Source organism: Microbacterium allomyrinae, from assembly GCF_020682705.1.
GTDB lineage: Bacteria > Actinomycetota > Actinomycetes > Actinomycetales > Microbacteriaceae > Microbacterium > Microbacterium allomyrinae.
Genome location: NZ_JAGTTN010000001.1, coordinates 447,024 through 462,752 on the forward strand (window position 1 = coordinate 447,024; position 15,729 = coordinate 462,752).

Annotated in this window: 13 protein-coding genes; 5 read left to right on the forward strand and 8 right to left on the reverse strand. The window is 70.7% G+C overall.

All coding sequences use genetic code 11. The features are described from left to right. Window positions 1-11: 11 nt before the first annotated feature. Entirely contained in the window at window positions 12-761 is a 750-nt protein-coding gene (locus KEC57_RS02110) for a phosphoglyceromutase (RefSeq protein WP_229382856.1), read from the reverse strand. 102 nt (window positions 762-863) lie between these two features. On the opposite strand from KEC57_RS02110, the gene KEC57_RS02115 reads away from it, so the two are divergent. Beyond that, window positions 864-1,700: a class I SAM-dependent methyltransferase gene (locus KEC57_RS02115; protein WP_229382857.1), complete on the forward strand. Its 837-nt coding sequence runs from the start codon at window positions 864-866 to the stop codon at window positions 1,698-1,700. A 24-nt stretch (window positions 1,701-1,724) separates the two neighbouring features. Here the strand turns inward: KEC57_RS02115 and KEC57_RS02120 are convergent, their stop codons facing one another. The 4 genes from KEC57_RS02120 to KEC57_RS02135 form a co-directional block, all read right to left on the reverse strand. Next, window positions 1,725-2,837 (reverse strand): FUSC family protein, encoded by a 1,113-nt coding sequence (locus tag KEC57_RS02120; RefSeq protein WP_229382858.1) that lies wholly within the window; start codon window positions 2,835-2,837, stop codon window positions 1,725-1,727. Between the two features lie 24 nt (window positions 2,838-2,861). Continuing rightward, complete coding sequence (gene ygfZ / locus KEC57_RS02125; RefSeq protein ID WP_229382859.1) at window positions 2,862-3,968, reverse strand: CAF17-like 4Fe-4S cluster assembly/insertion protein YgfZ; 1,107 nt, start codon at window positions 3,966-3,968, stop codon at window positions 2,862-2,864. Next, the gene (locus tag KEC57_RS02130; RefSeq protein WP_229382860.1) at window positions 3,968-4,570 is read right to left on the reverse strand and encodes a nitrobindin family protein; all 603 of its coding nucleotides are present in this window, start codon (window positions 4,568-4,570) and stop codon (window positions 3,968-3,970) included. Before KEC57_RS02130 ends, ygfZ begins: the two co-directional genes overlap by 1 nt. Before the next feature lie 134 nt (window positions 4,571-4,704). Then, window positions 4,705-4,995, reverse strand: a complete 291-nt coding sequence (locus tag KEC57_RS02135; protein WP_229382861.1) for a hypothetical protein — start codon at window positions 4,993-4,995, stop codon at window positions 4,705-4,707. 158 nt (window positions 4,996-5,153) lie between these two features. Here KEC57_RS02135 and KEC57_RS02140 point away from each other — a divergent pair, with 158 nt between their 5' ends. The 4 genes from KEC57_RS02140 to KEC57_RS02155 are packed head-to-tail and all read left to right on the forward strand — an operon-like array spanning window position 5,154 to window position 9,585. Next, window positions 5,154-5,852, forward strand: a complete 699-nt coding sequence (locus KEC57_RS02140; protein ID WP_229382862.1) for a winged helix-turn-helix domain-containing protein — start codon at window positions 5,154-5,156, stop codon at window positions 5,850-5,852. A 60-nt stretch (window positions 5,853-5,912) separates the two neighbouring features. Then, window positions 5,913-8,078: an RNA degradosome polyphosphate kinase gene (locus tag KEC57_RS02145; RefSeq protein WP_229382863.1), complete on the forward strand. Its 2,166-nt coding sequence runs from the start codon at window positions 5,913-5,915 to the stop codon at window positions 8,076-8,078. Continuing rightward, window positions 8,075-9,013, forward strand: a complete 939-nt coding sequence (locus tag KEC57_RS02150; protein WP_229382864.1) for an NUDIX hydrolase — start codon at window positions 8,075-8,077, stop codon at window positions 9,011-9,013. Before KEC57_RS02145 ends, KEC57_RS02150 begins: the two co-directional genes overlap by 4 nt. Next, a complete protein-coding gene (locus KEC57_RS02155) occupies window positions 9,010-9,585 on the forward strand; it encodes a chemotaxis protein CheY (protein ID WP_229382865.1) in 576 nt (191 codons plus the stop codon). Before KEC57_RS02150 ends, KEC57_RS02155 begins: the two co-directional genes overlap by 4 nt. On the opposite strand, the gene KEC57_RS02160 is transcribed toward KEC57_RS02155, so the two are convergent. Genes KEC57_RS02160 through KEC57_RS02170 form a run of 3 tightly spaced genes read right to left on the reverse strand, consistent with a single transcriptional unit; the run spans window position 9,539 to window position 15,655 of the window. Next, window positions 9,539-10,843: a M1 family metallopeptidase gene (locus KEC57_RS02160; protein ID WP_229382866.1), complete on the reverse strand. Its 1,305-nt coding sequence runs from the start codon at window positions 10,841-10,843 to the stop codon at window positions 9,539-9,541. The two genes, KEC57_RS02155 and KEC57_RS02160, sit on opposite strands and share 47 nt — an antisense overlap. Then, the gene (locus KEC57_RS02165; RefSeq protein WP_372456935.1) at window positions 10,840-14,793 is read right to left on the reverse strand and encodes a Pls/PosA family non-ribosomal peptide synthetase; all 3,954 of its coding nucleotides are present in this window, start codon (window positions 14,791-14,793) and stop codon (window positions 10,840-10,842) included. Before KEC57_RS02165 ends, KEC57_RS02160 begins: the two co-directional genes overlap by 4 nt. 1 nt (window position 14,794) lies before the next feature. After that, window positions 14,795-15,655, reverse strand: a complete 861-nt coding sequence (locus KEC57_RS02170) for a hypothetical protein (RefSeq protein ID WP_229382867.1) — start codon at window positions 15,653-15,655, stop codon at window positions 14,795-14,797. Between the last annotated feature and the right edge of the window lie 74 nt (window positions 15,656-15,729).

The following is a 15,729-nucleotide window of genomic DNA, read 5'->3' on the forward strand; positions in this document are numbered from 1 at the left end:
TCGCCTGTCGGCTACGCCTTGCCCTGGTTCGCCACCGCGGCGGCACCGGCCGCCGCAGCCTCGGGGTCGAGGTACTCCCCCGGGCCGAGCGGCTCGAGGTTCTCGTCGAGGCGGTAGACCAGCGGGATGCCGGTCGGGATGTTCAGCTCGGCGATATCGGCGTCGCTGATGCCGTCGAGGTGCTTCACGAGTCCGCGCAGCGAGTTGCCGTGCGCCGTCACGAGTACGGTCTTGCCGGCCTTCAGATCGGGGGCGATCTCGTCGTGCCAGTACGGCAGCATGCGGTCGATCACGAGCTTGAGCGACTCGGTGTGCGGGACCTCGCCGTCGATGCCGACGTATCGGGGGTCACCGACCTGGCTGTACTGGTCGTCGGCCGGAAGCGGCGGCGGCGGTACGTCGAACGAACGGCGCCAGAGCATGAACTGCTCATTGCCGAACTCGTCGAGGGTCTGCGCCTTGTCCTTGCCCTGCAGTGCGCCGTAGTGGCGCTCGTTGAGGCGCCAGGTGCGCTTGACGGGGATCCAGAGACGGTCGGCCGAATCCAGTGCGATGTCGGCGGTCTGGATGGCACGGCTGAGGAGGGAGGTGTGCAGCACGTCGGGCAGGATGCCGGACTCGGCGAGCAGCTCGCCACCGCGCGCGGCTTCGGCCTTGCCCTGGTCGGTGAGGCGGACATCCACCCAGCCGGTGAACTGGTTCGTCTTGTTCCACTCGCTCTGTCCGTGACGGAGGAGGATCAGCGTATAGGGCGCGGTCATGCGCCCCATGATATCGGCGTGCGGTGACGCGCCCTCCTCCTGTGACACCGGCACCCGCCGCGTACGACGGTGGCGGCGCCCCGACGATGGCACGATGGGGGCATGGGATCGGCGCGTTCCTCGCATGGCCCGGTCGTCGGGCAGGTCACCCGCGGGACGACCGGCACCAACCGGCTGCGACGAATCGACCGCTGGATCGCTCGTCAGCCCGCCCTGCGTGCGGCAGCGGATCCCCTCGTGGTCGACCTCGGCTATGGCGCGAGCGGGGTCACGGCGCTGGAACTGTACTCGAGGCTGCACGCCGCGCGTCCCGACGTGGAGGTGCTCGGACTCGAGATCGAGCCGGCACGGGTGGCGCGAGCGCGGGCCCAGCTGGACGAGGTGAGATCCGGCGCGACCTCCTTCCCGCCGGATGCGCGCGTCTCGTTCGCCCGGGGTGGCTTCGAAGTACCGGTGCCGGGCGGGCGGCGCCCCGCCGTGATCCGCGCTCTGAACGTGCTGCGCCAGTACGACGAGTCCGACGTCGCCGGCGCCTGGCGCTCGATGACCTCGCGACTCGCGCCGGGCGGGCTGCTCGTCGAGGGCACGTGCGACGAGATCGGCCGCATCGCGACCTGGGTGGCGGTCGACGAACGCTCCGCACCGCAGACCTTCACGATCTCCCTGCGGCTGGCGGGGCTGGAGCAGCCGTCGGTCGCGGCCGAGCGGCTGCCGAAGGCGCTCATCCACCGCAATGTGCCCGGCGAACGGGTGCACGCGTTCCTGGTGGCCCTCGACGCCGAGTGGGACCGTGCGGCCGCCGTCTCGCCGTTCGGTCCGGTGCACCGGTGGCGGACGGCCCTTTCGGCGCTGGCGGCATCAGGATGGCCGCTGCGGGAGCGCTCGCGGTGGCGACTGGGCGAGATCACGGTACCCTGGGCGGCCGTCTCACCGCGGTGAGCCGCTGAGCGGGAGCGGCGCCGGTCAGACCCGCGGCAGCACCGCGCGCGCGTCGCCCGCCGCCATGCCGGTCGCCGTCAGCAGGTCGACCGCGAGCGGACGCAGAGCGGTGATGAGGTTCTGCTCGCTCATCGAGCCCTCCGGGAGGATCGCGACCGGGTCGAGCCGGGCCGCGACCGCCCGCACGGCTTCGCGGGCCAGCGGCTGCGTCGCGATGTCGTCGAGACTCTCCTCGACGAGGGATGCCGCACGCATCAGTTCGGCCAGCAGCTCGGCGAGCAGCGGGCGCCGTTCGCCGTCGTCGCACAGATACACCGCACGCCGCGCGACCACGCGAAGATTGCGGGTGGCGAAGTCCATCGCCTGCAGCACGGCGTGGTGACGCGCGAGCTCCGCGCGCTGGGGACGCAGCCACGGCGAGAATCTCGCGACGGCGAGGCCGGAATCCAGCGACTCTCGCCATTCCTCGATGCGCGGTGCGATCGCCCTCGCCTTCTCCAGACCTCGCGCCGCACGCAGGGCGTCGCCCCGCCGCAGCCCCTGCACGATCGTACGGGCCGCGTCTTGGGCCGCGACGAACACCGCGTGCCCGTCTCGCGCCTCCTCACGCCGCGGATTGCGCGGGATCAGCGCGGTCACGACGAGAGCCGCGACACCTCCCACGATGCCGTCGAGCACGCGCGAGAAGGGCTGGGTCGCCGGCAGCGACATGACGATCACGGCCTGGATCGCCGCCATGATCGCGAACGGCGGATAGGGCGAGAGGAAGCGGGCCACGAACAGGGTGGCCGTCAGTGCGAGGGCGAGCTGCCACCAGCCAGGGCCGACGGCGAGGACGAATCCTTCGGCGACGATGATGCCCACCAGCATCCCGACGACGGTCTCCAGCACGCGCCGCGGTCGGGCGTCGCGCACGAGCCCCAGACTCGAGATCGTGACCGTCGCTGCGAGCAGGGGTGCGGGATGCCCCACGACATACCGCGCGAACGCCCAGGCGGCCGTGGCCGCGACCACGATCTGCACGATCGCGATCGCCGAGCCGCGTGCCCGGCTGAGGTTGGGGCGCGGATCGAACCGGGCGCGCCATCCCGTCGGGATGACCGCGGTCTCGGGAGAAGAACCCCCGTCGCCGCTCATCGGTGCCGACCGCTCACGACGGCGCTACTGGGCCGACGCGCGTCGAGAGAGCCGTGGCATGCGAGGGATGTTCGCGGTCCTGCCTGCGTCTGGGGGTACGACGACCTCTTGCGCGGCGGAGATCACGCCGTCGGAGGTGTCGACGGTGAGCACGGCGTCGACCGCGACCGAACGGCGCACGATCGCCAGAGCGATCGGGCCCTCTTCGTAGTGCAGCGCGGCCGAGGTCACCGTGCCGACCGACTCGTCACCGACGCGGACGGCGGCACCATGCACGGGCAGCACGCTGTCGCTGCCGTCGAGCTGCAACGCGACGAGCCGCCGCGGCGGGTGTCCGAGGTTGTGCACCTTGGCGACCGTCTCCTGGCCCCGGTAGCACCCCTTGTCGAGGTGCACCGCGGTGCGCATCCAGTCCAGTTCGTGCGGGAGCGCGCGCTCGTCGACATCGGTCGTCCACCGAGGCCGCCACGCAGCGACGCGCAGCGCATCGACCGCGGTGAGCCCTGCCAGCACGAGGTCGCCCGCTGCGGCAGCATCCGCGATCCGTCGCTCTTCGTCGCGCGTCACGATCGCCTCGGCCCAATCCCGATCCGCACCGGGATGGGGATCGACCGCGGCGTAGCCGTAACCGCCGGGCGACACGTCGGGCCAGGGGTCGATCCAGACGAGCGGCCGTCCGGCGGGAGTTGCGGGGACGACGCGCGCGAGTGCCGAGCGCGTACCACCGACGACCGCGAACTCGTCGTCTGCGGCCCGGGGGTCCACGCGCAGGCGGAACCGCATCTTTCGCAGCCAGGCCAGGAGTCCCTCGGCGTCACCCCGATCGGTGATGAGCCAGGCGGTCTCGCCATCGTCGACGACGGATGCCGCATGCTCGACGTGACCCTGCGGGTCGAGCACCAGCAGCTCGGTGCCGACGCCGGGGTCGAGGCGCGTGAGCGCCTGCGAGGTGAGCGAGTCGAGCCACGACAGGCGATCCTCGCCCGGCACGGCGATGACGGCCCGATCACCGAGGGGCGCGATCGCCTCGCCTGCTGCGAGGCGGCGCTGTTCCACGAGCGGGCTGCCCAGATGCAGCAGGCCCGAGTCGTCCAGGACGGCGCCGGGCAGGGCGGAGAAGACGGACGGCATCAGTCCACCCGCGCGAGACGCGCCGACGCGTGCGAGCCGAGTTCGAATCCGAGGGCAGCGACATCCCACGCCCACAGCAGGTGAGCATCCACGAGGCCGTACATCCGCGTCGCCGCGGCGTAGTCCTTGGCGCCGGCCGGCCGCACCACGGCATCGGTCGCGATGTCGATGCGCGGGCCGCGGATCTGACCGAGATAGAGCTCGCTCACGCCGTCCGCGTGGACGAGCGACACCTCGATGTCGAAACCGCCTTCCGCATTGCGCAGCTCTTCGACGTCGTCCGCCGTTCGATGCGCAGCGATGACGGCGGCGGGAAGCAGACCCGGCCCGGCGTCGGCATCGGTGGCTTGGCGCGAGAGTCGCCAGTAGCCGACCTCGGCGACCAGTCGGGTGCGCACGGCGTCGTCCTGCGCGTCGTGCAACCAGGCTTCGGCCGAGTAGTTCAGATAGTCGCCGCCGTCATGGCTGAAGCTCACGCGGTGCGTGAACTCGCCGGTATAGGCGTGGTCGCCGTAGTCGACGACCCCCGTGCCCTCCCAGACGCCGATGAGCCACGACAGCGGCACCAGATCGGCGGCGAGACCCTCCGGCAGATCGATCACGAGACGACCTGTCAGCGCTGGCCGCGGTACAGGTTCTTCACGACCACCGCGGAGACGAAGACGATCGCGAGCGACGCGAGAGCGAGCAGACCCACGAAGAAGAGTTCGAGCGCGACGAGATCCATGGCAAGAGTCTAGCCGGGAACGATCGCGGCGAGACCGAATCCGAGGCTGATGACGCCCATCACGACGGTCGCTCCGAGCACGCTGGCCGCGACACGCTCGGTGAAGCCCTGGGATCGGCCCGACCACAACTGGATCGCGAAGGCTGCGAGCAGGCACCCGCCCAGCCCGACGCCGAGCCACGCGGCGCGAAGGTCGACGGGGGTGAAGATCCCCACCGCCACGGCGATCAGCGCCGCGACGACCCATACGGCGATGACGCCGCCGAGAGTGCGACGGGGAGCGAGTTCGGGCACGGCCACGCCCCCATCATCGCGCATGACGACGCCCCGTGCACCGCATCGCGATCGGTCTGTCGCTGCTCCGGGTTCGTCATGCAACCCTTCCGAACCTGATCGAGGCCCTCGCACGCCCTACACTGGGGTCACGGCGCGCCCCCACGCGCCGGAAAGGCGATGCATTGGCACAGCTCCTGGTTCTGAGCTCCACGCACGGAGGCGGCCCCGTCCTGCCCTCGCTCGAGTTGCTGAGCCATCGTGTCCGGCAGATCCCCGCCGAGCCGGCGCAGTTGGTCAACGCGCCCAGCGCAGACATCATCTTCGTCGACGCGCGCGTCGATCTGGTCGGCGCGAAGTCGCTCTGCAAGATTCTCAATACGACCGGTCTCGACGCTCCACTGCTGCTCGTGGTCACCGAGGGCGGCCTCACCGCCGTATCGACGGACTGGGGCGTCGACGACGTCATCCTCGTCACGGCCGGCCCCGCCGAGGTCGATGCCCGCATCCGCCTCGCGATCGGACGGATGACGAAGGAGCAGGTCTCCACGCGCATCCAGACCTCGGGCATCACGATCGACGAGTCGTCGTACTCGGCCAAGGTGCACGGCAAACCGCTGGATCTCACCTACAAGGAGTTCCAGCTCCTCCACTTCTTCGCCACGCACCCCTCGCGCGTCTTCACCCGAGAGCAGCTGCTGAGCGAGGTGTGGGGATACGACTACTTCGGCGGCACCCGCACGGTCGACGTGCACGTGCGTCGACTGCGCGCGAAGCTCGGCGACCTCGAGCAGCTGATCGGCACCGTGCGAAATGTGGGCTACCGCTTCAACGTGTACGAGGACGACCAGCTGCCCACACCGCGCGAGCGCAGCGAGGCATAGCGAGGCGCAGCGCGATCACCCGTTCACACGCTCGTCACCTCACCCTGCAATGATGAGGGGATGATCGAACCCGAGGTGCTCGACGCGGGACTGGGCGACGCGGACGACGACGACTTCGATGTGTCGGAGGCGTTCGACTCCCAATTGCCCGACCATCGCTATCTGGATCGCGAGCTCAGCTGGCTCGCCTTCAACCAGCGGGTGCTGGAGCTGGCGGAGGATCCCAACGTTCCGGTCCTCGAACGGGCGAACTTCCTCGCGATCTTCTCGAGCAACCTCGACGAGTTCTTCATGGTGCGCGTGGCCGGCCTCAAGCGCCGCATCATCACGGGCCTCGCCGTGCCGACCAATGTCGGCCGCGCCCCGGCCGATGCGCTCGCCGACATCTCGGCGGAGGCGCACCGTCTGCAGCTGCGTCACGCCCACGTCTGGACGACTCTGGTCCAGCCGGGCCTCGCCGACGCCGGCATCACGATGATCTCGTACGAGAGCCTCGACGAGGGCGAGCGGGCCGCCCTGTACGAGTACTTCCAGACCCAGGTGTTCCCGGTCCTGATGCCGCTCGCGGTCGACCCCGCCCACCCGTTCCCGTACATCTCCGGGCTCTCGCTGAACCTCGCGATCCGCATCCGCAACGCCCGGACGGGTCGTCAGGAGTTCGCGCGCCTCAAGGTGCCGCCGATGCTCCCCCGCTTCGTCTCGGTCCCCTCGAACGACGGACGTGTGCGATACCTGCCGCTCGAGGACCTGATCTCCAACCACCTCGACGACCTCTTCCCCGGCATGGAGGTGCTCGACCACCACGCGTTCCGCCTCACTCGCAACGAGGACGTGGTGATCGAGGAGGACGAGACGGAGAACCTCATCCAGGCTCTCGAGGCCGAGCTGCTGCGCCGGCGCTTCGGGCCCCCGATCCGCCTCGAGATCACCGACGACATGGACGATGTGACGCTGGACCTCCTGATCAAGGAGCTCGACATCACCGAACAAGAGGTCTACCGCCTCCCCGGCCCGCTGGACCTGCGCGGGCTCTTCGACCTGTCGCGCATCAATCGCCCGGATCTGAAGTTCAAGCCCCACGTGCCGACGACCGCTCTCGCCTTCCAGCCGGGCGACAACAACGAGCGCGCCGACATCTTCGCGTCGATCCGCAAGGGCGACGTCCTAGTGCACCATCCGTACGAGTCGTTCGCGACGAGCGTCCAGGCGTTCCTCGAGCAGGCCGCCAAAGACCCGCACGTGCTCGCCATCAAGCAGACGCTCTATCGCACGTCGGGCGACAGCCCGATCGTCGAAGCTCTGATCAATGCGGCCGAGGCCGGCAAGCAGGTGCTCGCGCTGGTCGAGATCAAGGCCCGCTTCGACGAGGCGAACAACATCGTCTGGGCACGCAAGCTCGAGAAGGCCGGAGTGCACGTCGTCTACGGCCTCGTCGGGCTCAAGACCCACTGCAAGCTCGCCCTCGTGATCCGCCAGGAGGGCGGAGTGCTGCGCAGCTACAGCCACATCGGAACGGGAAACTACAACCCCAAGACCAGCCGCATCTACGAGGACTTCGGCCTCTTCACCGCGGACGACCAGGTCGGACGCGACCTCACGCGCCTGTTCAACGAGCTCAGCGGCTATGCGATCGAGAAGAAGTTCAAGCGGCTCCTCGTCGCCCCGCTGCACCTGCGCAAGGGGCTGCTGCGCCAGATCGACAAGGAGCGCCGCAACGCTCTCGCCGGAAAGCCCGCGGGCGTGCGCATCAAGGTCAACTCGATGGTCGACGAGCAGATCATCGACGCGCTGTACCGCGCGAGCCAGGCCGGCGTGAAGGTGGAGGTGTGGGTGCGCGGCATCTGCTCCCTCAAGCCCGGCGTCGTGGGGATGAGCGAGAACATCACGGTCCGCAGCATCCTGGGCCGCTACCTCGAGCACTCGCGCATCTTCGCGTTCCACAACGACGGCGACCCGCAGATCTACATCGGCAGCGCCGACATGATGCACCGCAACCTCGACCGACGCGTCGAGGCGCTGGTGCGCGTGGTGGCGCCGGCGCATCTGAAGGAGCTGAGCGATTTCTTCGATCTCGCGATGAGCGACACCTCGTCGTCGTGGCATCTCGGGCCGGAGGGCGAGTGGACGCGTCACAACGTGGACGGCGACGGCAAGCCGCTGGTCGACGTGCAGGATCGGACCATGACCAACGTGCAGCGCCGCCGGCGGGCACGCGCGGTGCGATGACTGAGACCGCCGTCTACGCCGCCGGAGGCGTCGTCTGGCGTGTCGTCGACGACAAGCTGCGCGTCCTGCTGATCCACCGCACGAAGTATCGCGACGTCACGCTGCCCAAGGGCAAGGTCGATCCCGGCGAGATGCTCGCCGAGACGGCGACGCGGGAGATCCACGAGGAGACCGGCATCCGGGTCGCGCTCGGCGTGCACGTCGGGGTCTCGCGCTACCACCTGCCCAGCAAGCGAACCAAGATCGTGCACTACTGGGCGGCGGAGGCGACGGATGCCGCGATCCGGGCGTCGGCGTTCGTGCCGAACAAAGAGATCGCGGCGATCGAATGGGTGACGCCCAAGAAGGCACTGAGCAGGCTCAGCTACCCGGTCGACGTCGAGATCCTCGAGAACTTCGTTCGCCTCGTCGACGAGGGGGTGCTGCGCACCTTCCCCATCATCGCGCTGCGTCATGCCAAGGCACTCGCACGCGAGGACTGGGAGGGCACCGACGCCACTCGCCCGCTTTCTCCGCGGGGTAAGAAGCAGGCGGACTCCATCGTCGGCCCGCTGCTGGCATTCGGCGCGCGCAAGCTCATCTCCAGTCCCGCCACACGGTGCCTGAAGACCATGACCCCGCTGTCGGCGGCCCTCGGCCGCAAGGTGGAGAAGAACGCGCTGATCAGCCAGGACGCCTGGGAGGACGGCGTGTCGGATGCGCGCACCGTCATCGGCCACCGGGTGCGATCTCGAAAAGCCACCGTGCTGTGCAGCCACGGGCCGGTGCTTCCCGACATCCTGAGCGAACTGGCGCTGGCCACCGGCACCCTGCGCGGGTCGTACCTGGGCAGCGCCTCGGCTCTCGAGCCCGGCGCCTTCTCCGTCGTGCACCTGTCGGTCGACAACCCCGGCTCGGGGATCGTCGCGATCGAGACGCACGCCCCGAAGGTATGACGCCGGGCGATCGCCCGCCGGTGCGACTGGCGTGGGCGGAGGTGCCCACGGGCATCCCTCGCCGCGAGATCGCATGGCGACTGCTACGCGGCCTGCTCGCCGCGGACGCCGAGCTGACCAATCCGTGTCCATTCTGCGGCGGCCCCCACGGCCCGGTGAAGACGACGGATGCCGCGGGCCGCCCCGCGATCGCCTACGCGGGCACGACCGCCGTCGCCGCGGTCGCCGACGTCGGCGCGGCTGGGGGTGCGTTCGCGATCGACGCGGAGCCGGAGCGGGATGCAGTCCGCGATGCCGCCGGGCTGGCGGGAGTCCTCGGCTCCGGAGCAGACGTGCACGTGCGCGACTGGGTTCGCGTCGAGGCGGCGCTCAAGGCCGACGGCCGCGGCCTGCGTGTCGATCCGGGCGATGTCGTCGTCACCGAAGAAGGCCCGCGAAGGTGGTCCGCGATCGTTCCCGGCGCTCCCGCGCCCCTGCTCGGCTGGGATCTGGACGGCCCGCCCGGCGTCCTCGTGAGCGCCGCTGTCAGCGCGGCAGCGGAGGAAGCGCCGGGCGGTCGAGCCACGCCGTGAGGAGCGGCTCGATGCCCGCTCCCACGAGACGGACCACGAGCGCCCGGAAGTCCTCGGTGGTGACGGTCTCATGGGTGCCGGTGCGCGTCCACTCCCGCAGCACCATCCAGAACGCGGCATCCCCGATGGTCCTGCGCACCGCCTGGAGGGTCAGCGCCCCGCGCTTGTAGACCCGATCGTCGAACATCAGCTCAGGACCGGGGTCCGAGAGCACGAGGTCCTGCGCGAGCCCGGCGAGACGCGCGTGGTGACGAGTCGCCTTCTCGTCGGCGCTGGGCCCTCCCGAAGCCTCGGACCACAGCCATTCGGCGTAGCAGGCGAAGCCTTCGTTGAGCCAGATGTCGCTCCATCGCGCGAGGCCCACGCTGTTGCCGAACCACTGGTGGGCCAGCTCGTGGGCGATCAGGCGCTCGGATGCGGCATCGAGGTGGTTCGCTCCGAAGACCGCCATCCCCTGCGCCTCGAGCGGGATCTCCAGGTCGTCGGCGGTCACGACGAGAGTGCAGGCATCCTGCGGGTACGGACCGAAAGCCTCCTCGAAGACCTCGAGCATGCGGGCGACCGGCGCGAAGGCCGTATCGACGGCGCCCCGCAGCGCGGGAGGATGCACCACCGTCACGCCCAGGCCGCTCGAGGCGATGGTGACGGGCATTGCTCGCGACTCGTATCGGCCGACGTGGACGGCGGTGAGGTAGGTCGCGGTCGGCACGTCCGAGCGGAAGGTGCGCGTCTCGAACTGCCCCCGACGAGCCGAGCCGATCAGCGCACCGGTGGCGACGGCGGCGTAGCCGGCATCGGTCGACACGGCGATCGTGTAGAGCGCGCGATCGTCGAGCCGGTCGTTGCAGGGGAACCAGGTCGGGGCTCCCACCGGCTGCGAGGCCACGAGTGCGCCGTCCTCGAGCTCTTCGAAGCCGATGGTGCCCCAGCGCGTGCGACGGGGAGCGGGAGCACCTGCGTACACGACCTCGATCGAGAATCGCTCGCCCGCCTCCACACGGCGGGGAAGCGTGACCCGCAGCTTGCGCGGGCCCTGCGCGAACGCGGTGCGCCGGTCGCCGTCCACACGCACGCGCGACGCGCGCAGGCCGATGAGGTCGAGTGCGACCGACGAGACTCCGAGCGCGGCGACCGCATTGATGACCGCGCGACCCTCGAGCCGATTCGTGCGGACCCGGTAGACCAGGTCGAGTTCGTACGATTCGACATCGAACGTCGTATCGCCGCTCTGCGGAACATAGGAGTCGTGAGCACTCACGATGTCGACTGGTAGGAGCGGATCTTGACGGCCCGCCACGGACCGATCGGGTTGCCGCTCCAGCGGGATCCGATGGGGACCGTCTCACCGCGCATCACCAGCGACGCCGGGCCGACCGTCGCGTGAGCGCCGAGTGTCGCGCCGGGAAGGATCACGCTGTGCGGCCCGAGCGTTGCCCCGGCCTCCAATTCGACGGTGTCCATGCTCATGATTCGATCATGGAACAGGTGGGTCTGCACGACGCACCCGCGGTTCACAGTCGATCCGTCGCCGAGGGTCACCAGATCCGGCTCGGGCAGCCAGTAGCTCTCGCACCACACTCCGCGGCCGATCCGCGATCCGAGCGAGCGCAGCCACATCGCGAGCGCAGGCGTCCCCGAGGCGGCCCGCGCGAACCAGGGGGCGGCGACCATCTCGGTGAAGGTGTCCGACACCTCGGTGCGCCAGACGAAGCTCGACCACAGCGGTTGCTCCCCGGCGCGGATCGTCCCGACGATCGCCCACTTCGCGATCGTCGAGATTCCTGCGGCGACCGCGCCCGCCGCGAGCATGACGATGCCCGAGACGAGCAGGGTCCACACCGGTCCGATCCCCTGCCAGAGGGCGGCGAGTGCGAACAGCACCGCCAGTCCGATCGCGCAGCTGACGATGACGGGGACGATGCGACCGAGTTCCCACAGGGTGCGGGCGAGCCGCAGACTCGGAGTCGGACGGTACGTGCGACTCTCGTCGCCGCCCGCCGACAGCCGGCGGAGCCGGACGGCGGGCGAGCCGAGCCAGGACGAACCCGGCTTCGCCCGGAGCGGTGCCGCCGACAGCACCGCGACCAGCCCGTCGCGGGGCACGCGGTGGCCGGGCGCCGCCATGCCGGAGTTTCCGAGGAACGCGCGCTTGCCGATCCGCACCGGACCGATCCGCAGCCATCCGCCGCGCAGCTCGTAAGAACCGACCATGGTGTCGTCCGCGAGGAACGCCCCGTCGTCGATGCGCGTCATCGACGGGAGCAGGAGAACAGTGGATGCCTCCACCTCGCGTCCCACGCGCGCGCCGAGCAATCGCAGCCAGACCGGCGTGAACAGGCTCGAGTACAGCGGGAACAGCACCGTGCGGGCGGAGTCGAGCAGACGCTCGATGCTCCATGCCTGCCAGCCGACGCGGCTCCGGACAGGGTGAGTACCTTCGCGGAGGCCGATCGACAGCAGTCGCACCGCGCCCACCACGGCGACGGCGAACACCAGTCCCACGGCCAGCACTGCCGGCACGAGCCACACCAGGGCCGCGACGAACGCAGCGCCGAGGTCCGCGGCATCGCGGATCCCCTGCGCGATCACGAGACCGCCGACGGCGAACGCCACGAGCGGAAGCAGGGCAAGGGCCACCGACGACACGGCATACGCCCACAGCCACCGGTGGGGCGCGGGAGCGCGTTCGGCGGGCCAGCCGGACTCGACCCCTCCCACCCGCTCGGCGGGCGAACCCGCCCAGGACTGGTCGGCGCGCACGCGCCCGAAGACGGCCGATCCCGGCGCGATGTCAGCGCGCTGGCCGACCCGGGTTCCGGGCGCAAGCGTGCTGCGCGCCCCGATCGTGGCATCGGCACCGATCCGCACCGCTCCGATGCGCACGACGTCACCGTCGATCCAGGTGCCGGTGAGGTCGACCTCGGGCTCGATCGCCGCGCCGTCTCCGACCTCGAGCATGCCGGTGATCGGCGGCAGCGTATGCATGTCGACACCGCGCCCGATCTTGGCGCCAAGTGCGCGGGCGTAGTACGTCACCCAGGGCGCTCCCGCCAGCCCCACGGCGTCGATCTGGTCGGCGATCTGCTCCGCCAGCCACAGCCGCAGATGCACGGTGCCACCGCGCGGGTAGTCGCCGGGGCGGAGGCCCGAGAGCAGCGTACGCGCCGCGGCGACGGCGATCGCCATGCGCCCGAACGGCGTCGCGAAGACCACGAGCCCGATCAGCAGAACCCCCCACGGTACGGCGGGCAGCACATCGAATCCCGGCACCAGGCGCAGCAGGGCGCTGGCGGTGAGCAGGTACATCAGCCAGCGGATGCCGCTGAGAATGAACAGCGGCACCCCGAGGAGCGTCTGCACCCACTGGGTCGATCTAGGCGTGGGGACCGGCTTGTGGAACGTCGCGGGACCGTCGTCCTCGAGAGGCCCCAGGGCCTTCGCCATCGCGCTCAGGCGCGGCACGTCGTAGATATCGGCGACCGAGAACTCCGGCACCCTGACCCGGATGCGCGAGACGAGCTGCGCGGCGGCGAGCGAGCCGCCGCCGAGGTCGAAGAAGTCCGCAGAACGGCTGGGCACCGCCATCCCCAGCACCGCCTGCCACTGCTCGGCGAGCCAGGCCTCGGCGGGAGACAGACCTGCGAGCGGCGATTCGACGCCGGGAAGCGGCCAGGGCAGCGCGGCCCGGTCGACCTTGCCCGAAGTGCGCACCGGCAGCTCGTCCACCACGGCCAGCAGCGGCACGATCGCCGCCGGCAGTCGCTCGGCGAGCAGAGCGCGGGCATGGGCGCGATCGAATTCGGCCCCCTCGTTCGCGACGAGGTAACCGACCAGGACGGGGACGCCCGCCTCGGTGGAGCGCACCGCGGCCGCGGCCGCCGTCACGCCCGGAAGATCCTGCAGCGCGGATTCGACCTCGCCGAGCTCGATGCGCCGACCGCCGACCTTCACCTGATCGTCGGCTCGGCCCATGAAGACCAGGCCCGCGGGGTCATAGCGCACCAGGTCGCCGGATCGGTAGGCACGGTCCCAGCCGAGCGTCGGCATCGCCGCGTACTTCTCGGCATCCTTCGCCGGGTCGAGGTAGCGCGCAAGGCCCACGCCGCCGATGATGAGCTCGCCCACCTCGCCCTCGGCGACCCGACGGCCTTCGGCGTCGACGACGGCGAGCACCCAGCCGTCCAGCGGCAGTCCGATGCGCACCGGACCCGCGTCCAGCGGTGCCGCGCACGCGACGACGGTCGCCTCGGTGGGACCGTACGTGTTCCACACCTCACGGCCGTCCGCGGCGAGGCGCGCGGCGAGTTCGGGCGGGCAGGCCTCGCCGCCGAAGATGAGCAGGCGTACGTTCTCGATCGAGTCCTCGGGCCACATCGCGGCGAGGGTCGGCACGGTCGAGACGACCGTGATCCCCTGACGGATGAGCCAGGGGGCGAGGTCCTCGCCCGAGCGGACGAGCGCGCGCGGAGCGGGCACGAGGCAGGCGCCATGGCGCCACGCCAGCCACATCTCCTCGCACGACGCGTCGAAGGCGACCGACAGCCCCGCGAGCACGCGATCCTGCGGGCCGAGCGGGGCGCCTCGCAGGAACAGACTCGCCTCGGCGTCGACGAACGCGGCCGCGGAGCGATGGGTCACCGCGACGCCCTTGGGAACACCTGTGGAGCCGGAGGTGAAGATGATCCAGGCATCGTCGATCACCGCCGGCGGCGGCACGGCGATGATCGCATGCGTGCTCGGGTGCGGCGCGGCGCCCCGGAAGAGCGCGGTGGCCGCCGCCAGCTCCGCGTCTTCTCCGGCGGCGTCCGCGGCGACGTAGCCGTCGTCGGTGATCACGCCGCGCACCTGCGCCTCGCCGAAGACGAGGCGCGCACGTTCATCGGGGTCGTCCACATCCACTGGCACATATGCCGCGCCGGCGGCGAGCACGCCGAGGATCGCGATATAGAGCTCTTTGGACCCTGACGGCACCCGCACCCCGACGCGGTCGCCCCGGCGCACGCCCGCCTCGTGCAGCCGCGCCGCGGTGCGCCCGACGCGCGCCATGAGGTCGCGGTAGCTCATCGCGCCCGAGCCGTCATCGAGGGCGGATGCCTCGGGATGACGCGCCGTGGTGTCGCGAAGGATGTCGATCAGCGTGCGCGGCGGCGTGACGGCCGCCGATCCGTCGAGCTCCGCCTGCGGCACGGAGTCCCCCACCGTTGTCACGTCAGGAGAGAAGGGCGACGAGCTGCGCCTTGGACAGGCGGGAGTAGCCCGTCTTGCCGGTCGTCCGGGCGCGCTCGCGCAACTCGGCGACGGTCAGCGATGCCACGCCCGTCCCCGAGGCCGGCTTCGCGGCTGCGCGGCGCGGGGCGGGCTGGGCGACGGGCTTCGCGGCTGGCTTGGCAGCAACCGGCTTGGCGGCGGAGGGCTTGGCAGCAACCGGCTTGGCGGCAGCCTCCTTGGCGGCGGGCCTGGTCGCTGCCGGCTTCGCCGCGGGCGCAGCCGCAGACTTCGCGGCGGGCTTCACGGCCGGCTTCACGGCCGGCTCGACGGCTGCGGGCTTCGCCTCAGCGGCCACGGTCTTCGCTGCCACGGCGGGCGCGGCATCCGTCGCCTGTGTCTCCTCCGGTCCGGCCAGCTCCGCCTCAAGTGCGGCCTGCGCCGTGTCGGACTCGCGGTCGGCACGTTCGGCCGCCCTCGCCGCCTTTGCAGATGCCTTCTTCAGTGCCTTCGCGTCCGCCGCGCGTTCGGCGGCCTCGGCGGCGGCTCGCTCCGCCTCGGCGGCAGCTCGCTCGGCCTCGGCACGAAGCCGTGCCTTCTTCTCCGCCTTCGCGACCGCCTGGGCCGTGGCCTTCACGAGCTTGTCTGCCGCACGGTGCGCGCGCTTGGCGACCTTCCGGGGGTCCTTGCGGATCGCCTTCTTCGACGCGTCCGCAGCGTCGCGGGCGTCTTCGGCGAGGTCCTTGAGCTTGCGGGCGGTCTTGCCCGCGAGCTGCTTGGCAGCCTTCTTCGCCTGCTTCGCCGCCTCAGCGGCATCGTCCATCGCTTCCAGCGCCTGGCGCTGGGCCTTCGTCGTGTTGCCCATGGCCAAGCACCTTAGCGGGCCGGGGTGAACGGACAGTGCTGCGATGTCGCGGAAAGACGCGGCTGCCGGCCCTT